The following is a 24,411-nucleotide window of genomic DNA, read 5'->3' as shown; positions in this document are numbered from 1 at the left end:
TTGTAGGCAACGTTGTAAAGAGCTGATGACGAGGTATGGTGCGCTTGGTTACAGGGGAGGTTTCGCAGTGCGACACAGGCTCAAGGACGTGGCCGAGCGGGCCGGCGTGTCGGTGAAGACCGTTTCGAACGTGGTCAACGGTTATGTCCACGTCCGGCCCGACACCCGGGCCCGGGTCGAGCAGGCCATCGCCGAACTCAACTACCGGCCGAACCTCTCCGCGCGCCACCTGCGCAAGGGCCGCACGGGTGTGATCGCCCTGGCCGTGCCGGAACTGGACATCCCGTACTTCGCCGAACTGGCCCGCCACGTCGTCACCGCCGCCGCCGACTACGGCTGGACTGTGCTCATCGACCAGACCGGCGGCCGGCGCGAGCAGGAACGGGTTGTCGCGTCCGGCATCACCGACCACCTCATCGACGGGCTCATCTTCAGCCCGCTGGCACTCACCGCGGAGGACCTGACCGGTCTGGACGGCGCCCCGATGGTGCTGCTCGGCGAGCGGGTCGACCACGGCCCCGCCGACCGCGTCGTCATCGACAACGTGGCGGCCGCCCGCGAGATCACCAGCCACCTGATCCAGCTCGGCCACCGCCGGATCGCGGCCATCGGCTCGCAGCGCACCGACGAGGGCGCCAGCGCCCGGCTGCGCCTCGCCGGCTACGCCGACGCACACCGCGCCGCCGGCCTCGACTTCGACGAGACCCTCGTGGCGCCCGCGGCGGCCTGGCACCGCGCCGACGGTGCCGCCGCCATGCGGGGCCTGCTCACCTCAGGGGTACGCCCCGACGCCGTCTTCTGCTTCAACGACACGCTCGCACTTGGTGCCCTGCGTGCCCTGCACGAGGCCGGCCTACGGGTGCCCGACGACGTGGCGGTCGTCGGTTTCGACGACATCGAGGACGGCCGGTTCTCGATCCCGACGCTCACCACCGTCGCGCCGGACAAGGAGCGGATCGCCCGTCTCGCCGTCGAACTGCTCGCCAACCGTCTCGACGGCGACCGGGCTGCTCCCGCCCGGGAACTCTCCGCCCCCTACCGCGTGGAACTACGAGAATCCACCCAGAAGGTCAGTGCCCTCGCTGCCGGCGTACCGCCGCAATGACGTCCTGACCAAGCCGGCTGGGGCGGGCGGATCAGTCGAAGAAGCGGGCCAGGTGGGACTGGGGTGCCGGGTCCTCGTCGGGGGGCAGTGGGGTCAGGTCGGCGAAGATGGAGGCGCCGTCGCAGCCGGCGTGCAGGGGATACCAACGCGGCGTGCCCGGCGGCCGTAGCTGACAGATCCCCTTGAACGTCTGCACGTCCATCAGCCGCACGTGTGTCGGGTCCGCCACCGCGTTCACGTGCCCCCACCAGGGGCTCATCACGTGGAGCACGCCACCCGGGCGGAGCACCCGGTGGCACTCGTCCACAAGCGGTAGGAAGTCGATCAGGTGCTCCAGGATGTGTACGGCGAAGAGGACGTCCACCGAGTTGTCGGCCAGGGGCAGCGAGCCGGAGAGGTCCGCCACCGCGTCCACACCCGGCGCTGGATAGATGTCCAACCCCAGGTTGCCCTGCCACTGCTTCGTCGGTCCGCAGCCGAGATCCACCACCACCGGCTTCCGCCCGCCGACGCCGACCCGGCACCAGACGCCGTAGACCCCGGCCAGCCGGCCCACCATGTCGCGTACCAGCCGTAGGTCTTCCTGCTCGGGCACCTCACCACTGAGGTGCGCCACCCCCCGGTCGAACCGCACCTCGACCGCCAAGCCGCGCAGCCGGTCGTCGTGCCGGACCTGGTCCGCCCAGGCCCGCGCGAGGAACTCGTCGATCGCCCGCAGCCGGTCGGCCGAGGGTGGAGTCTGTGCCAAAGCAACCATTGGGGCCACCTCCCGCCGCGCGTTACCCGCATCCGCGCCCGGTATGCCCCACTCGTCCACAGCCTCGGCGTGCCGTCCAGTCGGCGTGTCGCAGGACCGACGGGGACACTGCGGCGAGCGTGATACCTGAGAGTCATCAAAATTCCTCAGAGGTATCACGCCTCGACGAGCCCTGGGCCCCGCACCCGCACCCGCACCCGCACCCGCACCCACGCCTTCGCGTCACGCCCCGCGCCTCCGCGTCACGCCCCGCGCCTCCGCGCCACGCCCCGCGCCTCCCCACGCCCCGCGCCTCCGCGCCACGCCCCGCGCCTCCGCGCCACGCCCCGCGCCTCCGCGCCACGCCCCGCGCCTCCGCGCCACGCCCCGCGCCTCCGCAGCCACGCCCTCGATCCCGGGCCGTGGCTGCGAGCCGTTGACCACGAGCCGTGAGCCGTGAGCCCTGAGCCGCGTCCGGGTGCGGCGAATCGGACCGGGCGGCAGGGTGCGCCGGGGCCGGCCAGAGCAGGGGTGCGGCAGGTCAGCCCGAGAGGGTACGGCGGCCCGGTCGGCCCGCGCCGCGCATCCGCTGCCGGGGTGGGGGATCGGTGGCCTTCGGCCGCTTGAGGTGGTATCGGTGCAGTTCGTTGTTGCCGGGCAGGGACGGGTCCTCGCTCATGGAGACCAGTTCCCAGCCTTGGTCCCCGGCCCTGTTGAGGTGGGCCAGCGAGGTGTCGCCGTACGGCGTCACGTCGACCATCGAGCCGTCCGGGCCGTACCAGACGAAGACGACCTCCCAGCCGAGGTCGGTGGTCGCGGCCTGACGGCGGCGGACCAGCAGGGCGTACTCCCACTTGAGCATGGCGACATTCTCACCCCGCGACGGTCCGCCGGCACGGATCAATCCTCGGCGATCCGCCCGGCGTCCACCCGCAGTCGACGGTTCGTCTCGATGGCGGCAAGCATCCGCCGGTCATGGGTGACCAGCAGCAGTGTTCCCGGGTAGCTGGCAAGGGCCGATTCGAGCTGCTCGATGGCGGGCAGGTCCAGGTGGTTCGTAGGCTCGTCGAGCACCAGCAGGTTGACGCCCCGACCCTGGAGCAGGGCCAGCGCCGCGCGGGTCCGCTCTCCGGGGGAGAGGGTGGCTGCCGGCCGCGGGACGTGCGCCGCCCGCAATCCGAACTTGGCCAGCAGGGTCCGCGCGTCCGCCGGCGACATGTGGGGTACGGCCGCGTGGAACGCGTCGATCAGCGGGGCGTCGCCGAGGAACAGCCCTCGGGCCTGGTCGACCTCGCCGACCACCACACCCGGCCCCAACGAGGCGGTGCCCTCGTCCAACGGCAGCCGGCCCAGCAGCGCGGCCAGCAGGGTGGACTTGCCGGAGCCGTTCGCCCCGGTGACCGCGACCCGGTCCGCCCAGTCGATCTGGAGGTCGATCGGGCCGAGGGTGAAGCCGCCACGACGTACCACCGCACCTCGAAGCGTGGCCACGACGGCGCCGGCGCGGGGCGCGGCGGCGATCTCCATGCGCAGCTCCCACTCCTTGCGGGGCTCCTCGACCACGTCGAGCCGTTCGATAAGCCGTTCGGTCTGCTTCGCCTTGGAGGCCTGCTTCTCGGTCGCCTCGCTGCGGAACTTCCGGCCGATCTTGTCGTTGTCGGTGGCCTTGCGCCGGGCGTTCTTCACGCCCTTCTCCATCCAGGAGCGCTGGGTACGCGCCCGCGCCTCCAGACCGGCTCGGGTGTCGGCGTACTCCTCGAAGTCGGCGCGGGCGTGCCGGCGCGCCACCTCGCGCTCCTCCAGGTAGGCCGCGTAGCCGCCGCCGTACTGGTTGATCTGCTGCTGGGGCAGGTCCAGCTCCAGCACGCGGGTCACCGTGCGGGTGAGGAACTCCCGGTCGTGGCTGACAAGCACCGTGCCGGCCCGCAGCCCGGTGACGAACTCCTCAAGCCGTTCCAGCCCGGCCAGGTCCAGGTCGTTCGTCGGCTCGTCGAGCAGGAACACGTCGTACCGGCTGAGCAGTAACGACGCCAGCCCGGCGCGGGCGGCCTGACCGCCGGAGAGCCCGGTCGTCGGGTGGTCCAGAGCCACCGCGAGCCCCAGGTCGGCGCTTACCTGCTCGGCGCGCTCCTCCAGATCCGCACCGCCGAGGGCGAGCCAGCGCTCCAGGGCGTCGGCGTACGCGTCGTCGGCCCCTACCGCCCCGGCGGTCAGCGCCTCGGCCGCCGCGTCCAACGCGGCCTGCGCGGCGGTCACCCCGGTCCGGCGGGCCAGGAAGTCACGTACCGTCTCGCCCGGCCGCCGCTCCGGCTCCTGCGGCAGGTGTCCGACGCTTGCGGTGGGCGGGCTGAGTCGGACGCTGCCGGCCTCCACCGGAAGCAACCCCGCGAGGGTACGCAGCAACGTCGACTTGCCGGCGCCGTTCGGCCCGACCAGGCCGACCACGTCGCCGGGGGCGACCACCAGGTCCAGGCCAGCGAACAGTGGTCGGTCGCCGTGCCCGGCGGCCAGGTCCTTGACGATCATCGTGGCGCTCATCAGGACGGCAGCCTATCCGGCTGCCCGCATACGAACCGACGGCAGCGGGCAGACTCAACAGCGTGGTGACCACACTGGCGATCGACTGCGGTGGCGGCGGCATCAAGGCGTCGGTGCTCGACGAGGCCGGCACGATGCGCGCCCGGCCGCTGCGCGTGCCGACTCCGTACCCGCTGCCGCCCGCACTGTTCGTCCAGACGCTGCTGGACCTGGGCGCGCGGCTGCCGACGGCGGACCGGCTGACCGTAGGCGTACCCGGCATGATCAGGCACGGAGTGGTGGTCGCCACCCCGCACTACGTAACCAGGAACGGTCCGCGCACCCGCGTCGACCCGGACCTGCTTGCCGAGTGGTCCGGCTGGGACGCCCGCGGCGCGTTGGCCGACGCGTTCGGGGTGCCCGCGCTGGTGCTCAACGACGCCGAGGTGCACGGCGCCGGGGTGGTCGCCGGCACCGGCTGCGAGCTGGTGCTGACCCTGGGGACGGGGCTGGGCAGCGCCCTCTTCGACGGCGGTCGGCTCGCGCCGCACCTTGAGCTGTCCCACGCGCCGGTGCGGTGGGGAACCACCTACGACACGTACGTCGGTGAGCCGGAGCGTCGGCGACTCGGCGACGCGTTCTGGTCCCGCCGGATCCGACAGGTGGTGGACGGGCTCCGTCCCGTGTTCCGCTGGGACCGCCTCTATCTGGGCGGAGGCAACTCGCGGCTGATCCGGCCCGAGCAACTGGCCCGGATGGGCGACGACGTGGTGGTGGTGCCGAACACCGCAGGCATCGTCGGTGGCGTCCGCGCCTGGGAGCTGTCCACCGGCCGCCGGAACGCCCGAACCTGACCCGATCTCGACATCGGGAACAGTCGCCAAACTCACAGCGTTGTGCCAGCGTCGGGACAGGTGACGGTACGACCCGAGGAGGTGGACAGATGGATCTTCTGGCGGACTACCGGCGGGCGACCATGTTCTTCGAGACCGGCGACCCGAGCGGGGCGGCCCGACTGCTGGAGCCGATCGTGGACGCCGAGCCCGGCAACGCGGCGGTCCGGCAGTTGCTGGCCCGGGCATACTTCCAGTCGGCCCAGCTCAACCGGGCCGAGGCGCACCTGCGGGAGCTGGTCGACCGGGACCCGAGCGACCACTACGCGCACCACGTGCTTGGGCGGACGCTGGAGCGGCTGAACCGGCACACCGACGCGCTGCGGCACCTGCGGATCGCCGCCGCCATGTACGCGGCCAACGACGACTATCGGGTGGCGCTGGATCGGGTCGAGGCCCGTGTCGGCGGCACGCGCTGAACGAACCGGCGACGAGCAAGGGGCGGTCCTGCGGGGCCGCCCTTCGTCGTACGGCGGGGTGCCCGCCGAGCATGCCTAGGATGGCGGGCATGGGACCTGACCGGCCGGGGGCTGCGGCATGAAGCTCAAGCTGGACCTGCACGAGATCTTCAACAAGGGCCAGGACATCGACCGGGCGCTGCGCGGGATCATGGACGAGGCGGTGGCGAAGAAGGCCACCCTCGTCGAGATCATCCCCGGCAAGGGGTCGGGGCAGCTCAAGAAGCGGGTGCTGCGGTTCCTCGACCAGAAGGACGTCAAGCAGCTCTACCACCGGGTGGAGAAGGACTCGAAGAACTTCGGCCGCCTCTTCGTGCACTTCCGCTGGAAGTAGTGTCGTGCTGCCCGCGAGGCAGGTTCAGAGGTCCAGGACGCCAACCGTCTGGCCGCCACTCTGCTCGCCTGTCGGCCGGAAGCCCAGCTTCAGATAGAACTCCTCCGGCCCTCCTGCCCGGGGCTCCCAGGTGACGTATGCCTGGGTGCCGCCCCGGGCGCGGATCTCCCCGCAGGCGGCCGCGGTGGCGAACCGGCCGTAACCCTTCCCCTGTGCGTCGGCCGCGATGTTCAGCCGCCACAGACCGGAGCGCAGGTCGTCCGGATTGTCGCCCCACGGGATGTCGAGGAAGGCCATGAGAAAGCCGACCAGCCGGTCGCCGTCGTAGATCAGCCTGGGCCAGGCGTGGTCAGGGAAGACGTACGCCTCGGCCAGCGACTGGACCACCGGCGCGACCAGATCCTCCTGATCGGGGCGCACCGACAGTTCGAGGGCCGCCTCGTAGTTCTCCGGGGTGATCTTCTCCAGCCGCATGTCGCGGACCATAGCGGGCGGAGGTTGGACAAGCGACTGGGTTAGGCCGGAGCGGCTCCCGGCTGGTAGATTGGATCGAAGTAAGATCCGATCTAGCTTTGGAGAGGCTATGTTCGTCGGTCGGCGCACTGAACTTGACCTGCTCACCAAGCAGCTTGATCATGTGAAGCGCACCGGCGGTGGCCGCTCTGTCGCTATCCGCGGGCGGCGGCAGGTGGGCAAGTCGCGGCTCGTGCAGGAGCTGTGCGATCAGGTCGAACTGCCGTACTGCTTCTACACCGCCGTCAAGGGCGCGTCGAGCGTCGAAGCGGTCGGCCACTTTCTCGGCGCGCTGCGCGACTCGTCGCTGCTCACCTCCGGCGGTCGTGACCTCCTGCCGTCCCAACCGACGGCCGGTGGCTGGGGCGACATGCTGCGGGTCCTGGCGGGCGTCCTGCCCGACACGCCGAGTGTGGTCGTCTTTGACGAGTTGCCCTGGATCTCCGAGCAGGACGCGACGTTCGACGGGCACCTCCAGGTCGCCTGGGACAGGCTCCTCTCCAGCAAGCCGGTGCTACTACTGCTGCTGGGCAGTGATCTGCACATGATGCAGCGGTTCACCGAGTACGACCGGCCGTTCTACGGCAGGGCCACGAACATGGTCCTCGGCCCGTTCAACCTTGGCGAAACCGCCGCCGTGACCGGGCTGAGCGGCGCCGATGCGATCGATGCGCACCTGATCACTGGTGGCTTGCCCGGTGTCGCCCTGGAATGGGCCCCGGGAACGCCCCCCGCCGACTTCTTGCGACAGGAGATCTCCAACAAGACCTCGGCGTTGTTCACCGTCCCCGAGCAGTCCCTGGCGTCGGAGTTTCCCGCACCGGACACCGCCCGGCGCATTCTGGAAGCGGTCGGCGGCGCAGGCGGTCGCACGTTCAGCAACATCGCCGCAGCCGCCGGCGACCGCGGCGGCCCGGTCAGTTCCGGCACCCTGTCCCCGCTGCTGCACAGGCTCGTCGAGGAGAAGCAGATCCTCACCGTCGACAAGCCGTTGTCCACCAAGCCCAGCAAACTGGCCCAGTACCGAATCGCCGACAGCAACCTGCGCCTTTACCTGGCCATCTTGCGCGACGTGCATCAACTGGTTCTGCGCGACCGGACAGCGGCCGCCCGCGCTGTCCTTGACAGTCGGTGGTCCACCTGGCGGGGCAACGCCGTCGAGCCGATCATTCGCGATGCGCTGGCCATCTCCGCCGGTGCCGGACGCCTGCCCTGGGCCGACACGTGGGAAGTTGGCGCCTGGTGGAACCGGCAGTTCAACCCGGAGATCGATCTTGTGGGAGTCGACCGCACCCCGGTCGCCTCCCGCATCGCGTTCGCCGGCTCCATCAAATGGCAGGAGGGCCCGTTCGACAGGCGCCATCTCGACGAACTGCGGCGCGACGCCCCGCTGATCCCGGGTTTTCAGCTCGGCGTCAGCGGCCTGGTCGTCGTCAGCCGTTCTGGAGTCGACCTCCCGGCGGACTCTGTGGATCTTGTTTGGGGACCTGACGACATCGTCCAGACGTGGTCGGCCTGATGCAGGCAGACGTTGCGATGGGTGCGACGTTCTCCCCGCCAGCGGTCGCATGGACGCGACGAAGGCCAGCATCCACCGGTCAGAGGCTCGTGGTGAGGACGCCGCACGCGGCCAGCGGTAGCACCGCGCTCAGCGTGCCCACCAGTGCCGACGAACGGATCCGGGTACGGGACACGAGCGCCGCGAGCAGCGTGAGGCTGACCAGCAGCGCGAGGAAGAGCGCCGGCGCGGCCACGTAGAGCCCGAAGCTCAGCATCCTGGACCGCTCGGAGTCGCACCCCTCGCCGCAGCCGGCGGGAACAGTTCCGGAGCGCGTGCCGAGGAACAGGCCGAACGCCACGACGACTGCCGCGTACCAGCCGGCAAGCACCAGGAGCGAGGTGCGGGGGTCGGCCCTGCCCGTCCCGGCGCGGGCGGGGCGTGTCGCCGACAGCGTCATCGCCGAAGTATCCGACATCGCGCGAGCGGCGTCAGCCCCGTGGCGTACCGCTGGAACGGGCTGGCATCGTCGGGTCGACGGGGACCACGTCCGCGAGCCGTGGGCGGCTACTAGGTTTCGGAACATGTCATCTGGACCTTCGCGCCACCGTCCCGGAGTTGGTTGGCTGGTTCGCCGGCTGCCGACCCGGGCGGTCGAGGCGGCGTCCCACCTCCAGGCTTTCGTGCTCTCCGGCGTGGTCACGGTGCTGGCCGTGCGGGCGTACCTTGAGGCGGCCGACTATCCGCAGATCGGCGGCGGCGGGCTGCACATCGCCCATGTGCTCTGGGGCGGCCTGCTGCTCGCTGTCGGCCTCGGGATCCCGCTGGTCTTCCTTGGCGAAGGGCCACGCACAGCCGGGGCGATCGTCGGCGGCATCGGGTTCGGGCTGTTCATCGACGAGGTGGGCAAGTTCGTCACCACCGGCACCGACTACTTCTACGCCCCGGCCGCCGCCATCATCTACGTCGCGTTCGCCCTGCTCGTCCTGCTCACCCAGGCGGTACGGGGGCGTACCGGCCGATCGCAGTTGACCCCGGCCGAGCGTACGGCCAATGCGCTTGACGTGGTGCTCAGCGGTCAGCCTGCCGGGCTGACCGACCGGCGCCGGGCGGAGGTGCGGCGTCTCGTGCGGGGCACCGGGCCTGCCGTCGAGGCTGCCATGGAGCAGTTGCTGGACACGATGCCCCGACGGGAGCCGCCTCCGGTCCGGTTCTGGCAGCGGGCGGCGGAGGGGGCCCGGCGTCTCGCCGCCTGGGCGACCCGGCAGCGCTGGCTGGTCTGGCTGGTGGTGATCTACCTGGTGGTGGAGCCGGTGCTGGTCGTTGTGGCGGTGCTGCTGGACGGTGTGACCGGAGAGCTGGACCAGGAGCGCGAGTGGGGCGCGGTGCTCGGTGTCACCGCCACCGCGCTTGTCACTGCGGTGCTCGGTCTGCGGGCGGCGTGGCTGCTGCGCCCGAACCGGCTCGACGCGTTCCGGCTGTTCAAGCTCGCACTGCTCGTCGACCTGCTGTTCGGGCAGATCTTCAACTTCACTGTCAACCAGTTCAGTGCGGTCGCCGTGGTCGCGATCGACCTGGCCCTGCTGGGGGTGGTCACCGCCGAGCACCGCCGGTTGCGGCGCGCCGCCGACCAGGGTGCCCTCCTCGGCGCTCCCTAGGATGGCTCACCGACCACGGTCCTAGCGAGGGGGCGTTTCCATGGTGGACAGGAACGACATCGAGGCGGCCGCCGCGCTGGTCGCCGGGCGGGTCCGGGAAACCCCGGTCATCGCTGTCGACGGGGCAGACCTGGGCGTGGCCGGTCAGCTCAGTCTCAAGCTGGAGCTGCACCAGCACACCGGCTCGTTCAAGCCGCGCGGCGCGTTCAACCGGATGCTCCAGGGGGCGCTGCCGCCGGCTGGGGTGATCGCCGCCTCGGGCGGAAACCACGGTCTCGCTGTCGCGTACGCGGCCCGGTCGCTGGGCGTACCGGCGGAGGTTTTCGTGCCGGTGACCTCCTCGCCGGTGAAGGTGCAGCGGCTCGCCGGGCTGGGTGCCCAGGTGCGGCAGGTGGGTCAGCATTACGCGGAGGCGTTGGCGGCGAGCACCCGACGGGCGGAGGAGACGGGCGCGCTTGTCGTGCACGCGTACGACCAGCCGGAGGTGGTGGCCGGTCAGGGCACCGTCGGGCGGGAACTGGAACGGCAGGTGGACGGCGTCGACACCGTGTTGGTGGCGGTCGGCGGTGGTGGGTTGGTGTCCGGCATCGCCAGTTGGTTCGACGGGTCGGTACGTGTCGTCGCCGTCGAGCCCGAGCAGATCCCCACGCTGCACTCCGCTCTCAAGGCGGGCGGGCAGGTCGACATCGCTGTGGGCGGCGTCGCCACCGACTCGTTGGGTGCCCGACGGATCGGTGAGATCGCCTTCGACACCGCCCGCCGTACCGGGGTGGTTTCGGTGCTGGTCCGCGACGAGGATCTGGTGCGGGCGCGTCGGCTGCTCTGGTCGGAGCTGCGGGTCGCCACCGAGTTCGGTGGTGCTGCCGCGTTGGCCGCGCTGGTCGGCGGGGCGTACGTGCCGCAGGCGGGGGAGCGGGTGGCGGTGATCGTCTGCGGCGGCAACACCGATCCGAGTGACCTGGGACCGGCCGCGCCGCACTGAGCTGGCCCGGCGGGGAGCACCCCCCGCCGGACCAGCGGCGGGTGGGTCAGAGGGGATAGGTGCGGGCGACCGCAAGCATGTCGGACCTGTGCGACCCGACGATGCCGACGTCCGGCGGTCGGGGGCGGAAGCCGGGCAGCGCGTCCAGGCCGTCGCTGGCGTCCATGGCCCGCACCACTACCGGCCCGCCCTTCGGGCTCACTGTCAGGGTGACCTCGAAGCCCTCCGGCGGCAGGGCGTGGAAGACCAGCCCGAAGCCCCACTTCCCCTTCCGGGGCTCCATCGGCACCGGTCGGCCGGCGACCTCGGCGCGCAGCACCGTGGCGGTCGACGTGTCGACGTGCAGGGTGGCCAGCCGGGCCGGCCGCTGCGGGGTGAGCCGCAGCCGCAGGGTGCGCTCGGTGCCGGAGGTGCTGTCGGCAAGCACGTCCACCTTCGGCGCCGGCAGGTTCGTCACTGGTGCCGGCCCGGTTCGCAGCTTGGCCTTGCCCAGCCCGGGGAAGTCGTCCTCGACGCTTGTGAACCCGCCCACGTAGCCGTCGGTCCACGGCTGCGGATCGGGCTCGCGGCTGAGCCAGCGGGCCTGGCCGGTGCCGGCGTCCAGGGCGTACATCAGGTGGGTTGGCGCGGGGTGGTCGGCGTCCAACCGGTCCACGACGAGCCCGACCCCGGCGAGCACCACCGCCGCCAGGGCGGCGGCCACGGCCGGCAGGACGGCGAGCCGTCGGGCGCGCAGGGCCACCAGCCCTCGCTGGCCGCCGGCCTGCGGGTGCAGCAGGTCGACCACCGGTAGGGCGGTCAGACCGAGCAGTACCGCGACGAGCGCGGCAACTCCGCCCTTCGCCATACCCAGCGCGGGAAAGAGCAGAGTCACCGTGGGCAGCAGGATGATCACGCCGACCGCTGCGGCGACGGTCGTCGCGACCACCGGCCACGGCCCGGTCTGCCGGGTCCGCAGCGCGACGAGCCCGGCGATGCCACCGGCCAGGGCCGGCAGTGTGGTGAGGTACGCCCCACCGGGCACCGCGACGGCGAGCAGCACCCCGAACACTGCCAGCCAGGCCAGCCCGCCGAAGGCGAGCGCGGCCGGGCCGACCCGGCGGCGGGTCAGCGCGTACCAGGTGAACAGGATCGCGGCGGCGAGCGCCAGCACTGCCATTCGGTACCAGATCGGCCGGTACGGGTCGAGCAGTTGGGCGTACCCCGGTCGGATGGCCCTGATCGCCAGCCAGAGCAGTTGCGCGGCGGCCGGCGCGGCCACGATCGGCACGAGGGCGAGCCCGAAGCCGGCGGCCAGGCGGCCGGTGCTGGCCCGGCCCTGGCGGCGGGTCAGCCAGCCCAGCGCGGCCACCGCGAGCACCGCGAGCAGGGCCAGCGGCAGGGTGAGCCAGCCGGGATAGCGGACCAGCCCGCCGGGGACCGGGAAGTAGGTCGCGTCGTCGCCCGCACGCAGGGCGGTCAGGTCGGTGCTGCCGAATTCCCGGGCGAGGCCCAGCGCGTTGTCCCCGTGCTGCTGGAGGCTGCCTTGGTTCACCGCCGCAGGCGTGTCCAGCGGCGTGTGGTAGACCGCGCCGCCGTCGATGTACGCCGAGTTCAACCCGACGAACTTCTGGTCGAGGAAGGCGGTGAAGTCGGTGTCGTTGGGCAGCGCTCGATAGATCTCCACTGCGAACGAGGTGCCGACCGGGTGCGGGGCGGCCCGGCTGAAGACGTCCACGAGCTTCGCGTTGTCCTGCGACGTCTCGAACATGATCACCGGGCCGGTGGACCCGCGCGCCTCCAGGTTGAGCACCACGCCGCCGTCGGCGGCCAGCGGATGGCTGGCGGAGAACGCCACAGCGCCGCAGAGGCACGCCTCCTCGGCGTCGGTGAGCACGAAGACGATGTCGTTGCGCGGCCGCGGGCCGACGCTGAGGGCGCGGGCCACCTCCAGGACGGCAGCGGTGCCGGCGGCGGCGTCGTTGCCACCCGGCCCGGTCTGCACCGAGTCGTAGTGGGAAACCAGGAACACCCGGCCCGTCGGGTCGGTGCCGGGCAGCCGGGCCACCACGTTGCGGACCCGGGCCAGGGCCGTCCCGCCCGCCGCCCCGCTGAGTTCACCTGCCTCCGGTGCCACGGTGTCCTGCACCTCGGTCTCCAGGCCCAGCCCGCGTAGCCGCTGCTCAAGGTGCGCGCGGACCTGGTCGTTGGCCGGGCTGCCGGCGGCGTGCGGCCGGGCAGCGATCACCTGCACGTCCTCGAACGCGCGGGCGGCGCTGAACTCGCCCGTCGGAGCGTCCGCCGGCCGTGGCGTCGGCGTGCGCAGGTCGAGCAGGCTGCTGGCGCCGACGGCGACCAGCGCGACGAGCGCCGCGGCGGCAGCCAGGAGCCGCAGGCGCGGTCGCGCCAACGCACGGTCGGCAGCGGGTACGCCGCGTTTCGGGCGGGTCGGTGTGTCGGCCGTGGCGGCTGTGGAAGGTGCGCCCACGGGAACTCCTTGGGGATGGTGGGACCTGAGGGGTGGCATCATCCTGCCTTCCGACTCCCCGGATGGCACGGCCGAACGTCCATCTATCTTCGGCCCGGCGGCGAGCAGTGACCCGGCCCATGCCCACCCGTGCCGCGCCCATCGTGTTGTGTGCGACCGTTGTCTAATACAGGATCAGCGGGGCACTCGGAAGGAGAGCGACATCACCAGCGAACTCCCGCGTCTCGCGGCGGTGACCCGGCCGCAGCGGGGAGCCGGCATTGCCGGTTCCCCAGTGGTGCCGTACCCCCACGGTGGCCTGGGGCGACACGCCAGCCTGCCGCCCGGTGAACGGTTGCGGGTGCTGCTGGTGGAGGACGACGAGGGCGACGCCTTCCTCGTCGGTGAGTTGCTCGCCGAGACGAACTCGATGATCGACCTGTTGGTCGCCACCAGCCTCAGCGAGGCGCGTCAGCGGATCACGAACGTCGACTGCGTCCTGCTCGACCTCGGCCTGCCCGACGCGCAGGGCCTGGACGGGCTGCGCCAGGTGCTGGAGATGTCCAGCGGCGCCGCGGTGTGCGTCCTGACCGGCCGCTCAGACGAACACCTGGGCATCGTGGCGGTCGCCGAGGGTGCACAGGACTACCTGGTCAAGGGTCAGGTGGACGGTGTCCTGCTGACCCGGGCGCTGCGCTACGCGGTGGAGCGCAAGCGCGCCGACGTGAACGCCCGCCGGCTGCGCGAGGTCGAGTTGCGCCAGGCCGAGTCGGCCCGGCTCGAACGTGGCCTGCTGCCCCAGCCCCTGATGACGACCGACCAGGTGGCGGTGCACACCTTCTACCGACCCGGCCGGCACGCCGCGTTGATCGGTGGAGATTTCTTCGACGTGGTGCAGACCCACCCGGACCGTCTCGACCTGATCGTCGGCGACGTCTGCGGGCACGGGGTCGACGAGGCCGCGCTCGGCGTGGAGCTGCGGGTGGCCTGGCGGGCACTGGTGCTCGCCAGGGTGCCGGACGACGAGGTGCTGCCCGCGCTGGAGCAGGTGCTGATGAGCGAGCGCCGCCTTCAGGAGATCTTCGCGACGGTGGCCGCCGTCCGCCTGGACCTGGATGCCAACCGGGCGACCGTCCGGCTCGCCGGGCATCCGCCACCGCTGCTGCTTTCCGGCGGGCGGGTCACTCCGGTGCCCGCGCCCGGCGGCCTGCTGCTGGGCGTACGACCCCGCCGGCCGATCGCCTACGACCTGGAGTTCGACACCGATGACTGGTCCCTGTTGATGTACACCGACGGCCTGATCGAGGGGCGGGTGGGCGCGAGCGACGATCGGCTCGACGTGCCGGGCCTGAGCGGGCTGCTCGACGAGCCGGCCAACCGTCAGGTGCCGCTGCCCGAGCTGCCGGCCTGGTTGGTGGGTCGGGCCGAGCAGATCAACGGCGGCCCGCTCGCTGACGACGTGGCCATGCTGCTGGTCAGCCGGGGCGGTGGCAGGTGAAGTCGATGGTTGGCGGCTGGAATCTGCGCCGCCGGGTCATGACCATGCTCGTCGTCGTGGGTCTGCTGCTGATCGGACTGGCCGGCGCGGAGGCGGCGGTGGCCGCCCGCAACCGCACGCAGATCGACGCGATCCTCAACAAGACCGCCCCGCTGCGGGTGCAGTCGCAGGAGTTGCTCAACGCGCTGCTCGACCAGGAGACGGCGGTCCGCGGGTACGCGGTCAGCGGTGACCCGGCCGACCTCGGCCCGTACCAGGTCGGGCTCGACCAGGAGCGGGACACCATCGCCTCGATGCAGATGCTGCTCCACGACTACCCGCAGATCGGCCAGGAGCTGCGGATAGTCGAGGAGCGTACCGAGCAGTGGCGGCGGTCGGTCGCCGAGCCGGTGATCACGGCAACCAAGGAGAGGGGCACCAGGGCCGGCCAGGAACTGGTCACCGACGGCGCTCGGCAGCAGTTCGACGAGTTGCGGGCTGCGGTCGGCGATCTCCAGGAGGAGATCCTGAGCGCCCGGGAGCAGTCCGCCGGCGACGTACGTCGCAGCAGCAACCTGCTGGTCGTGCTGTTGATCGTCGCCGCGTTGGTGGTGGTCGTGGCCGGCTCGGCCCTGCTGCTGTCCCTGGACCGGATGGTGATCCGGCCACTGATCGGGCTGGCCGCCCAGGTCCGTGAGGTCGCCGACGGTGACTACCAGCACCGCATCGCCACCACCGGCCCACCGGAGTTCGTCCGGCTCGGCGAGGACGTGGACGCGATGCGCCAGAAGATCGCCGCCGACCTGGCCGAGGTGCGGGAGGCCCGCGAGCGCATCGAGTGGGTCAACACCCAGCTCCAGAAGCAGGCCGAGGAGCTGACCCGGTCCAACCGCGACCTGGAGCAGTTCGCGTACGTCGCCTCGCACGATCTCCAGGAGCCGCTGCGCAAGGTGGCCAGCTTCTGCCAGTTGCTCCAACGCCGCTACTCGGGGCAGCTCGACGAGCGGGCCGACCAGTACATCGCCTTCGCGGTCGACGGCGCGCAGCGGATGCAGCGCCTGATCAACGACCTGCTCGCGTTCTCCCGGATCGGTCGGCTCACCACCGGTTTCGTCGACGTCGACCTGAACAAGGTGATGGGGGACGTGGCCGGGCAGACCGAGGCCGCCCGGCAGTACGCCGACGCGGAGTTGACCTGGACCGAGATGCCGGTGATCCGGGGCGAGGAGCCCCTGCTCACCAACCTGCTGGCGAACCTGGTCAGCAACTCGATCAAGTTCCGTCGTCCGGACGTGCCGCCGAAGGTGCACATCTCGTCCCGCCTGGTCGACGGCGAGTGGGAGATCACCTGTCAGGACAACGGCATCGGTATCGAGCCCGAATTCGCCGACAAGATCTTCGTCATCTTCCAGCGGCTGCACTCGAAGGACGCGTACCCGGGCACCGGCATCGGGTTGGCGATCGTCAAGAAGATCGTGGAATATCACGGCGGCCGGGTCTGGGTGGACACCGACGTGCCGGAGGGTACGGCGATCCGGTTCACCCTGCCGGTACGGCCCGAGGACCTGGAGGCGACCGTCGCCGCCGACCCGGCGGAGCAGCCGGAGCGGTCGGACCAGCCGGAGTCGATCGCTACTGACGAGACAAAAGCCGCAGACGAGTCGCCGGATGCCCTGCCGGAACAGTCCGCCGGGTCGGACCGGAAGGACGGGGCCGACGGGTCGCCGGAAGGCGGTAGAACGGGTGACATGAGGGAGACGGTGGGATGACCGCGCCGGCCGACGGCAAGAGCCCGATCGAGGTCCTGCTCGTGGAGGACGATCCGGGTGACGTGTTGATGACCCAGGAGGCGTTCGAGGAGCACAAGCTGCGCAATCGGCTGACAGTCGTCTCCGACGGCGCTGAGGCGCTCGCCTACCTGCGGCGGGAGGGTCAGTACGCGGACGTGGTGATGCCCGATCTGATCCTGCTCGACCTCAACCTGCCCCGCCGGGATGGTCGGGAGGTGCTCGAAGAGATCAAGAAGGACGATGAGCTTCGCCGCATCCCGGTGGTCGTGCTCACCACCTCGCAGGCCGACGAGGACATCCTGCGCAGCTACCAGCTGCACGCCAACGCCTACGTGACGAAGCCTGTCGACTTCGAGCGCTTCATCTCGGTGGTCCGCCAGATCGACGAGTTCTTCGTCAGCGTGGTCAAGTTGCCGCCTCGTGGCTGACACCCTGCTCGACGACGTCGGCGACCTGCTCCTGGAGGCCGCCGACCAGGTCGTGCTGCCGTTGTTCCGCAAGCTCGACGAGGCTGACGTGTCGGAGAAGGCACCCGGCGAGGTGGTGACCGTCGCCGACCGTCGCGCCGAAGAGCTGATCTCGGCAGGGCTTCGCCGGCTCCGGCCCGGCTCGGTGGTCGTCGGTGAGGAGGGCGTCGCCGACGACCCGGGGCTGTTGCGGCACCTGCGCGACAGCGGGGACGTCTGGCTGGTCGACCCGGTCGACGGCACCGCAAACTTCGCCGCAGGCCGCCGCCCGTTCGCCCTGATGGTGGCGCTGCTTACCGACGGCCGCCCGACCGCAGGCTGGATCCTCGACCCGCTGGCCGAGACGATTGCCGTCGGGCGGGCCGAGGACGGCACCCTGCTCAACGGTCGGCCGGTGGGCGCCGCCGCGACGGTGCCGCCGGTGGGCGACCTGCGGGGCGCGGCGATGACCCGGTTCCTGCCGCCGGAGGCCCGGGAGCGGGTCCGTGCCGGTGGCCGACGGCTCGGCGAACTGTTGCCGGGCCAGCACTGCGCCGGCCGGGAATACCTGGACATCCTCACCGGCGAGCAGCAGTTCACCCTCTTCTGGCGCACCCTGCCCTGGGACCACGCCCCGGGCACCCTGCTGGTCCGCGCGGCCGGTGGTGTCGCCCGCCGGTTCGACGGCGTCGACTACCACCCCGCCGACGAGGGCCGCGGGCTGCTCGTCGCCGCCAACGAGCAGGTTTGGGCCGACGTGCACGACGCCCTGCTCAGCGCCTGACCGGCGTACGGCGACGGCCGCGACACGCTGCGTCGATATCGCAGCGGCCGGGCGGTCACAGGACTGGCCACCCGGGCGTGTTCCGGTATCGTGACCGGCGGTCTCCGCCAGCAGGCCGCCGACCGGCGCCGGCGGGGACGCCGCCGCGCGAGGTTCACCGGGGGCCGGCGGTCGACGGAAGGACGCTTTCGTGCCCAGGAACAGGCTCGCCCAGCGCGGTCGCCGCGTGCTGCTCCCGCTGCTCGCCGTGCTGCTGGTGCTCACCGGTACGGCCGTGCCCGCGTACGCCGAGCCCAACGAGGGTGGCAGCAAGAAGCTCCAGGACGCGCTGGAGTCGACGGCCAAGGGCCACATTGAGGCCAAGGCCAAGTTGGACACCTCCAAGCGTCGGCAGACCGCGCTGGCCGGCGAGCTGAAGGCCGTCGAGGGGCGGCTCGTCGGGCTCACCGAGCAGGTCGGCGAGGTGGCCGCGCAGTCGTACCGCGTCGGTCGGATCACTCCGACGGCAATGCTGCTCAACACCGCCACCCCGCAGGCGTTCCTGCAACGCGCCGCCGACCTGGACCTGATGGCCCAGCGCGACAGCAAGCGGTTGCGTGATCTCGCCGAGGCTCAGCAGCAGGCACAGCAGGCCAAACTCGCTGTGGACGCCGAGGTCCGCGAGCAGCAGAAGCAGCTCGCCGTGATGGCGAAGAAGAAGAAGGAGGCCGAGGCGGCCCTCGCCGAGGTCAGCTCGGGTGGCAGCGGTGGCTTCAGCGGCGGCAGTTCCGCCTCGGCGAAGCCTGCGCCGCGCAACTCCGACGGGTCCTGGCCGTCGGAATCCTGCTCGGTGAAGGACCCGACGACCTCCGGCTGCATCACCCCGCGCACCCTCAACGCGCTCAAGCAGACCCAGGCGGCCGGCTACAAGCGGCACGTCTCCTGCAAGCGCGAGGGCGGCAGCGGCGAGCACCCGAAGGGTCGCGCCTGCGACTTCTCGGCCGCCACGAACGGCTTCGAGGACCGCAACGCGACAGGCGGCGACAAGGCGTACGGGGACAGCCTGGCCGCCTGGCACGTGCGCAACGCCGACCGGCTGGGCGTGCTCTACGTGATCTGGTATCGGCAGATCTGGCATCCGGGGACGGGGTGGCGGTCGTACAGCGGCAGCGGCAGCCCTGCCGCGAGCCACACGAACCATGTTCATCTCTCGATGTACTGACCCGGAACGCCAGCTTCGCTGCGTACCATCGCGACGATGAGCTCCCCACCGTCCGAAATCGCGACCCCGCCGGCCCCCGCGGCCCCGCCCGTGCCGGTCACCGGCCGGGCGTTGCCCAACGGCTTGGCCGCGTTCCTGGTCTTCTTCTCCAGCGGCGCCGTGCTGGTGCTGGAGACCGTCGCGTTGCGCCTTGTCGGCCCCTACGTCGGGGTGACCCTCCAGGTGACCAGCTCGGTCATCGGCATCGCCCTGGCCGCGATCGCGTACGGGGCGTGGTCCGGCGGCTGGTTGGCCGACCGACGCGACCCGCGGGGCCTGCTGGCGCCGGCGCTGGTGCTGGCCGGCATCGCCACCGCGATCACCCTGCCGGTGGTCCGGTACGCAGGTGAGGTGCTGCGTGGCGGCGCGGCCAGCGCCATCCTGCTGCTTGTGGCGCTCGCCGTGTTCGTGCCGGCGGCACTCCTGGCCGCTGTCACCCCGCTTGTGGTGAAACTCCAACTCGCCGACCTGCGCCGCACCGGCCAGGTGGTCGGCCGGCTGTCCGGCATCGGCACGCTCGGCGGCATCACCGCGACCCTGCTCACCGGCTTCGTGCTGGTCGCCGCACTGCGCAGCACTGTCATCCTGCTCGCACTGGCGGTGTCGCTCGGGCTTGTCGGCGTCGGCCTCGGCTGGTACCTGCGCCGCCAGGCGCCCACCGAACTGCCCGGTCCGGCCCGCACCCGGGCCGCGCTGGCCGTGCTCGGCCTGATCGGGGCGGGACTGAGCACCGTCGCGCCGAACCCGTGCGACATCGAGACGGCCTACCACTGTGCCGAGGTGACAGCGGACCCGGACCGGCCCAGCGGTCGGGTCCTGCTGCTCAACTCGGCCCAGCACTCGTACGTGGACCTGGCCGACCCGAAGCACCTTCAGTACGCGTACACCAAGTGGATCGGCGCGGTCGCCGACGTGGCCGCGCCGGCCGGGCAGCGGTTGGACGCGCTGCACCTGGGCGGCGGCGGATTCACGGTGCCGATGTACCTGGCCGCCACCCGACCGGGCACCGACAATGTCGTGTTCGAGATCGACGGCGGGCTCGTCGAGCTGGGCAAGCGGGAGTTGGGCGTACGCCCGGGGCCGGGCCTGCGGGCCGAGGTGGGCGACGCCCGGATGCTTGTCGTCGGCGAGCCGGCGGACAGCCGGGACCTGGTCGTCGGTGACGCGTTCGGGCATCTCGTGGTGCCCTGGCACCTGGCCACCCGGGAGATGGCCGCCGAGGTCCGCCGGGTGACCCGCCCCGGCGGCGTGTACGTGCAGAACGTCATCGACTATCCGCCGCTGCGGTTCATCCGTGCCGAACTGGCCACTGTCGCCGCCGAGTTTCCGCACGTCGCGTTGGTGGCCCCGCCGGAGGCGCTCGCCGAGGAGCGCGGCAGCAACTTCCTCATCGTCGCCTCGGAAGCGCCGCTGCCGCTAGCCGCCATCAGCGCCCGGTTGGAGCAGGTCGACCGCACCGTCAGCCTGATCTCCGGCGCGGAGCTGACGGAATTCGTCGGCGGGGCGCTGGTGTTGACTGACGACTACGCCCCGGTGGACCAACTGTTGGCGACCGCCTGATCGGGTGAAACTCGTGACCGATTCCGATCGGTCAGGTGTAGTCCGGTGGCGTACGGGCAACAACGGCCACCATGGGTGGTGAGGATCGGAACGGTGCACAACTCCTCGATGAGCGGTACCGGCTGGTCGAGCAGCTCGGTGCGGGCGGCATGTCGGTGGTCTGGCGTGGCTACGACGAGGTGCTCGGCCGCCAGGTCGCGGTAAAGGTGCTGGCCTCCCGGCTGGCCAGCGACCGGGCCTTCCGGCACCGGATCCGGATCGAGGCGCAGGCCGCCGCGCGGCTGTGTCACCCCAACATCACCAACGTGTACGACTACGGCGAGTCCCAGCAGGTCGGCCTGACAGTGCCGTACGTGGTGATGGAGCTCGTCGACGGCGGTTCACTTGCCGGCCGGCTCAGCCGCGAGGGGCAGCTGCCGTGGCGGGAGGCGGTGGCCATCGGTGCCGAGGTCAGCTCGGCGCTTGCCACCGCGCACAGCCGTGGAGTCGTGCACCGCGACGTCACCCCGGGCAACGTGATGCTCACCCCGACCGGGGTGAAGGTCGTCGACTTCGGCATCTCCGCGCTGGTGGGGGAGAGCGAGAAGGGCCCTGACGGCGCACTGCTTGGCACGCCCGCGTACCTCGCACCGGAGCGGCTCGACAACGGCCAGGTCTCCCCGGCCACCGACGTGTACGCAGTCGGGCTGCTGCTCTACAGGATGCTCACGGGCCGGCTGCCGTGGGAGGCGACCACCACCACGCAGATGCTGCGGGCGCACATGTACAGCGACCCGGACCCGATGCCGTCGGTGCCGGGGCTGCCCGACGAGGTGACCGACCTGGTGCGCCGCTGCCTCGCCAAGCGACCCGGTGACCGGCCGGCCACCGCCGAGCTGGCCCGTACCCTCGCCGAGGCGGCCGGAATGCCGGCGGCCGTGCCGGTGTCACCGGCGGCCCATCTGGACCCGGCCGCCTTGGCCAGCGCGGGCACCACGATCCTGCCCTGGTCGGCGGCGACCGACGCGCTGCCGCTGTCGCGTACCCGTAACCGGGCTCGGCGGGTGAGCCGGCGCCGGCAGGTGGAGGCCTCGGTGGCCGCCGTGGGGCTGATCGCTGTCACCGGGGCGATGTGGGGGTTCACCTCCCGCAGCCCGGCCAGCGGCGAGGAGCGCCCCACCGAGGCGCGGATGGGTCTGCCGCAGGTCGCGCCGTGCGAGGTGTCGTACGCGCTGCGCACGGATTCCGGCAAGGACTTCACCGCCGAGCTGACGCTTACCAACACCGGGGAGCGTGAGCTGCGCGACTGGACGATGAGCTTCACCTTCCCCGGTCAGCAGAAGGTGACGAAGGCGGAGCCGGCCCCGGTGCGGCAGGACGGCGGCGAGGTGCAGATCCGGCCGGCAGAGCACCGCACGAGCCTGGCGCCGGGCGCGGCCGAGAAGGTCACCCTGACCGGTTCGTACAGCGGGTCGAACCCGCTGCCTGTGGAGTTCCGCCTCGGCGACGCGCCCTGCGGGGTACGCGTCTCCGGTGTGGCGGGCACGGCCCCGGCCGTCGTCCCGCCGAGCAAGGCGCCGGCACCCAAGGCGACGACGAAGACCCCGGCCAAGACGACGAAGACCGCGCCGAAGGCACCGAAGAAGGCCGCGCCGAAGCCCGAGAAGCCCGGCAAGGGGAAGGGACCGGGTGGTGGCCCGGGAAAAGCGGAAAGGTGACGAAGGGTGAACGGAAGGGTCCGGGCGGCGGAAAGAAGTGAGCAACCTCAGCGGAGCCTCGCGAACCGGTGCACCTGGTCGATCCCACCTTCCACGACGAGCACCCCTTCCCGGGGCAGTGGTGTGTCGTCCGCTGCGGACCGGAAGTGTTCCCCCGGCACCTTGAGGCCGACCACGCGGACTCCGTAGCGGTCGTCCGGGCGCAGGTCGAGCAGGGTCCGCCCGGCAAGGGACTCCGGCACCCGGACGGCGGCGATCGCGAAGTCGTCGTCGAGTTCGACGAAGTCGAGCAGCTGACTGACGATCAGGTGTGCCACCCGTTCGCCGGTCTCCGCCTCCGGAAAGATCACGTGGTGCGCGCCCACCGACGACAGGATCTTCGCGTGCTTCTGTGAGGTGGCCCGCGCCCAGACCTGCGGCACTCCCAGCTCGACAAGCGCCAGCACGGTGAGCACGCTTGCCTCCACCGAGGCGCCGATGGCCACCACGGCCCGCCCGAAGCCCGCGACACCGAGTTGCCGCAGTGACCCGTCCTCGGTCGCGTCGGCCTGGACCACCCGGTCGAGCTGTGCCGACCAGCGCTGCACCCGCTCCGGGTGCTTGTCGATGGCCAGCACCTCGTAGTTCATCCGGGTCAGCGAGCCAGCCAGGTGGCACCCGAACCGACCCAGCCCGATCACCACGACGCCTTCGCCGTCCGCGCGCCTAGTCGACACCTCGGCCTCTCCCACTTCTAGCCGACAACGGGTTGCTCCTGGGGGTAGCGGTAGAGCCGGCGCCGCGTGTTCAGGGCGATCGCCGAGCCGAGGGTGAGCGGCCCGACCCGACCGATGAACATGAGCACGGTCAGAGCCAGTTGGCCGCTTTCCGGCAGCGTGCCGGCCAGCCCGACGGTCAGGCCGGTGGTGCTGAACGCGGACGTGATCTCGAACAGGGCAGAGACGAAGGGGACGCCCTCGGTGAGCAGCAGAAGCGCCATCGTTCCGACAGTGACGAGCGCGACGCTGAGCAGGGCAACAGTGACGGCCTGCCGCTGGCTGGCGGTGGCCACCCGGCGGTGCCCGACCGTCACGTCGGGCTCGCCGCGCAGCTCCGCCCAGATGGTGAACCCGAGCAGGAAGAACGTGGAGACCTTGATTCCACCGGCCGTGCTGGCGCTGCCGCCTCCGATGAACATCAGCACGATCAGCAGTGGGTAGCTCTCCTCCTGCAACGCGCTGATGTCCAGCACACTGAAGCCGCCGGTGCGGCTCATCGCGATCTGGGTGAACGACGCGAGCGCCTTGCCCCGGGCGTCGTACGCGCCGATTGTCTCGGCGTTTGTCCACTCGGCCGCGAGCAGGCCGGCGAAGCCGAGCAGCAGCAGCACGACAGTGCCCCAGATGGTCAGCTTTGTCGACACCGCCCAACGGGTCGGCTGACGCCACTCGCGGGCCGCCTCGAAGAGGGCCGGAAACCCGAGCCCGCCGACGATCGCGCCGAACGCCAACGGCAGCGACACCCACGGGTCGCGATTGAAGGCAATCAGACCGTCGGAGTAGAGCGCGAAGCCGCCGTTGTTGAACGCCTGCACTGCGTGGAAGACACCCGACCAGAGCGCTCGCCCCGGCCTGTAGTCGTAGGTCAGCCAGAGCCGGCCGGCGACCACCGCTGTCATCACGGCCTCGCAGGCGAACACGGTCACCGCGATCCGGCGCAGCAACCGCCCGACGTCACCGAGGCCGAACTCCGCCGTCTCGGCCTGCACGAGCAGTCGGTTGCGCAGCCCCAACTGGCGCGAGACCACGAGGATGACGAGCGCCGCCGCGGTGAGGATGCCGAGACCGCCGAGCTGGGTGAGCAGGGTGATCACCAGCAGGCCCCCGCCGGACCAGTAGTTGGGGGTGTCGGTGACCGCCATGCCGGTGACCGACACCGCCGACGTGGCGGTGAACAGCGCGGTGATCAGGGGCGGGCGCTGGTGCTGCACTGTCGCCCAGCGCGTCATGAGTAGTCCGGTGCCGAGCAGGATCGGCACCAGGAAGGCGAACGGCACCAGCCGCACGGGGTTGCGGAAGAACCGGCGCACCAGACAATCTTCCGTTTCCGGGCGACTTCCCGAGTGAGAACGGCCCATTCCAAGGACACGCCCGCCGCGCGGCCCCCTGCCACCGTTCCAGGATCGAGCACGATCTTGAAGGTTGCTGATGGATGGCGTGGGGCGACACAGGCGCCGGGCGGGCCGTGGGGGTCGACGCCATCGGAAGGGCGGGTCCGAGGGTGGCAGGGCGGCCCGTT

22 protein-coding genes are annotated in these 24,411 nt (G+C 71.4%); 14 read left to right on the top strand and 8 right to left on the bottom strand.

The features are described from left to right. The first annotated feature begins 67 nt into the window (after positions 1-67). Positions 68-1,105 (top strand): LacI family DNA-binding transcriptional regulator, encoded by a 1,038-nt coding sequence (locus tag ADK66_RS11190; protein WP_053654128.1) that lies wholly within the window; start codon positions 68-70, stop codon positions 1,103-1,105. Between the two features lie 31 nt (positions 1,106-1,136). On the opposite strand, the gene ADK66_RS11185 is transcribed toward ADK66_RS11190, so the two are convergent. The 3 genes from ADK66_RS11185 to ADK66_RS11175 form a co-directional block, all read right to left on the bottom strand. Beyond that, positions 1,137-1,862, bottom strand: coding sequence for a methyltransferase domain-containing protein (locus ADK66_RS11185; RefSeq protein WP_053654125.1), 726 nt, complete (start codon positions 1,860-1,862; stop codon positions 1,137-1,139). 520 nt (positions 1,863-2,382) lie between these two features. After that, positions 2,383-2,703 (bottom strand): hypothetical protein, encoded by a 321-nt coding sequence (locus ADK66_RS11180; RefSeq protein ID WP_053654123.1) that lies wholly within the window; start codon positions 2,701-2,703, stop codon positions 2,383-2,385. Between the two features lie 38 nt (positions 2,704-2,741). Beyond that, positions 2,742-4,379: an ABC-F family ATP-binding cassette domain-containing protein gene (locus tag ADK66_RS11175; protein ID WP_053654121.1), complete on the bottom strand. Its 1,638-nt coding sequence runs from the start codon at positions 4,377-4,379 to the stop codon at positions 2,742-2,744. Between the two features lie 62 nt (positions 4,380-4,441). On the opposite strand from ADK66_RS11175, the gene ADK66_RS11170 reads away from it, so the two are divergent. The 3 genes from ADK66_RS11170 (at position 4,442) to ADK66_RS11160 (ending at position 6,043) form a co-directional block, all read left to right on the top strand. Then, a complete protein-coding gene (locus tag ADK66_RS11170; RefSeq protein WP_053654118.1) occupies positions 4,442-5,212 on the top strand; it encodes an ROK family protein in 771 nt (256 codons plus the stop codon). 89 nt (positions 5,213-5,301) lie between these two features. Beyond that, positions 5,302-5,670: a M48 family metallopeptidase gene (locus tag ADK66_RS11165; protein WP_053654116.1), complete on the top strand. Its 369-nt coding sequence runs from the start codon at positions 5,302-5,304 to the stop codon at positions 5,668-5,670. Positions 5,671-5,788: 118 nt separating this feature from the next. Further along, on the top strand, positions 5,789-6,043 hold the full coding sequence (locus ADK66_RS11160) for a Smr/MutS family protein (RefSeq protein ID WP_007465523.1): 255 nt from the start codon (positions 5,789-5,791) through the stop codon (positions 6,041-6,043). A gap of 24 nt (positions 6,044-6,067) precedes the next feature. On the opposite strand, the gene ADK66_RS11155 is transcribed toward ADK66_RS11160, so the two are convergent. Further along, positions 6,068-6,517: a GNAT family N-acetyltransferase gene (locus ADK66_RS11155; protein ID WP_082377423.1), complete on the bottom strand. Its 450-nt coding sequence runs from the start codon at positions 6,515-6,517 to the stop codon at positions 6,068-6,070. Between ADK66_RS11155 and ADK66_RS11150 the strand changes: the two genes are divergently transcribed. Then, positions 6,498-8,075, top strand: a complete 1,578-nt coding sequence (locus tag ADK66_RS11150; protein ID WP_231640004.1) for an ATP-binding protein — start codon at positions 6,498-6,500, stop codon at positions 8,073-8,075. The two genes, ADK66_RS11155 and ADK66_RS11150, sit on opposite strands and share 20 nt — an antisense overlap. A gap of 79 nt (positions 8,076-8,154) precedes the next feature. Here the strand turns inward: ADK66_RS11150 and ADK66_RS11145 are convergent, their stop codons facing one another. Further along, positions 8,155-8,514, bottom strand: coding sequence for a hypothetical protein (locus ADK66_RS11145; RefSeq protein ID WP_053654110.1), 360 nt, complete (start codon positions 8,512-8,514; stop codon positions 8,155-8,157). Between the two features lie 178 nt (positions 8,515-8,692). Between ADK66_RS11145 and ADK66_RS11140 the strand changes: the two genes are divergently transcribed. After that, positions 8,693-9,712: a hypothetical protein gene (locus ADK66_RS11140; RefSeq protein WP_053654975.1), complete on the top strand. Its 1,020-nt coding sequence runs from the start codon at positions 8,693-8,695 to the stop codon at positions 9,710-9,712. Positions 9,713-9,752: 40 nt separating this feature from the next. After that, complete coding sequence (locus ADK66_RS11135; RefSeq protein ID WP_053654108.1) at positions 9,753-10,694, top strand: threonine/serine dehydratase; 942 nt, start codon at positions 9,753-9,755, stop codon at positions 10,692-10,694. Positions 10,695-10,740: 46 nt separating this feature from the next. Here the strand turns inward: ADK66_RS11135 and ADK66_RS11130 are convergent, their stop codons facing one another. Beyond that, positions 10,741-13,161, bottom strand: coding sequence for a M28 family peptidase (locus tag ADK66_RS11130; protein WP_053654106.1), 2,421 nt, complete (start codon positions 13,159-13,161; stop codon positions 10,741-10,743). Between the two features lie 277 nt (positions 13,162-13,438). Between ADK66_RS11130 and ADK66_RS11125 the strand changes: the two genes are divergently transcribed. The 7 genes from ADK66_RS11125 (at position 13,439) to ADK66_RS11095 (ending at position 22,134) form a co-directional block, all read left to right on the top strand. Next, positions 13,439-14,638, top strand: a complete 1,200-nt coding sequence (locus tag ADK66_RS11125; RefSeq protein WP_231640003.1) for a PP2C family protein-serine/threonine phosphatase — start codon at positions 13,439-13,441, stop codon at positions 14,636-14,638. 5 nt (positions 14,639-14,643) lie between these two features. Further along, entirely contained in the window at positions 14,644-16,386 is a 1,743-nt protein-coding gene (locus tag ADK66_RS11120; protein ID WP_231640002.1) for an ATP-binding protein, read from the top strand. Further along, positions 16,383-16,835: a response regulator gene (locus ADK66_RS11115; RefSeq protein WP_053654102.1), complete on the top strand. Its 453-nt coding sequence runs from the start codon at positions 16,383-16,385 to the stop codon at positions 16,833-16,835. The genes ADK66_RS11120 and ADK66_RS11115 overlap by 4 nt, the downstream gene beginning before the upstream one ends. After that, positions 16,828-17,637 carry an inositol monophosphatase gene (locus ADK66_RS11110; protein ID WP_053654100.1) on the top strand — a complete coding sequence of 270 codons (810 nt, stop codon included), beginning with the start codon at positions 16,828-16,830 and terminating at the stop codon, positions 17,635-17,637. Before ADK66_RS11115 ends, ADK66_RS11110 begins: the two co-directional genes overlap by 8 nt. A gap of 226 nt (positions 17,638-17,863) precedes the next feature. Beyond that, positions 17,864-18,838, top strand: coding sequence for a coiled-coil domain-containing protein (locus ADK66_RS11105; protein WP_369814783.1), 975 nt, complete (start codon positions 17,864-17,866; stop codon positions 18,836-18,838). A 36-nt stretch (positions 18,839-18,874) separates the two neighbouring features. Continuing rightward, positions 18,875-20,437: a fused MFS/spermidine synthase gene (locus ADK66_RS11100; RefSeq protein WP_053654095.1), complete on the top strand. Its 1,563-nt coding sequence runs from the start codon at positions 18,875-18,877 to the stop codon at positions 20,435-20,437. A 71-nt stretch (positions 20,438-20,508) separates the two neighbouring features. Next, positions 20,509-22,134, top strand: coding sequence for a serine/threonine-protein kinase (locus ADK66_RS11095; RefSeq protein WP_053654093.1), 1,626 nt, complete (start codon positions 20,509-20,511; stop codon positions 22,132-22,134). Between the two features lie 47 nt (positions 22,135-22,181). Here the strand turns inward: ADK66_RS11095 and ADK66_RS11090 are convergent, their stop codons facing one another. Further along, entirely contained in the window at positions 22,182-22,850 is a 669-nt protein-coding gene (locus ADK66_RS11090; protein WP_053654971.1) for a TrkA family potassium uptake protein, read from the bottom strand. 17 nt (positions 22,851-22,867) lie between these two features. After that, positions 22,868-24,202 (bottom strand): TrkH family potassium uptake protein, encoded by a 1,335-nt coding sequence (locus tag ADK66_RS11085; protein ID WP_053654091.1) that lies wholly within the window; start codon positions 24,200-24,202, stop codon positions 22,868-22,870. Positions 24,203-24,411 lie beyond the last annotated feature (209 nt).

This window comes from Micromonospora sp. NRRL B-16802, from assembly GCF_001279555.1.
GTDB lineage: Bacteria > Actinomycetota > Actinomycetes > Mycobacteriales > Micromonosporaceae > Micromonospora > Micromonospora profundi.
The sequence above is the reverse complement of the archived record's forward strand: the minus strand, read 5'-3'. Positions and strand labels throughout refer to the sequence as shown.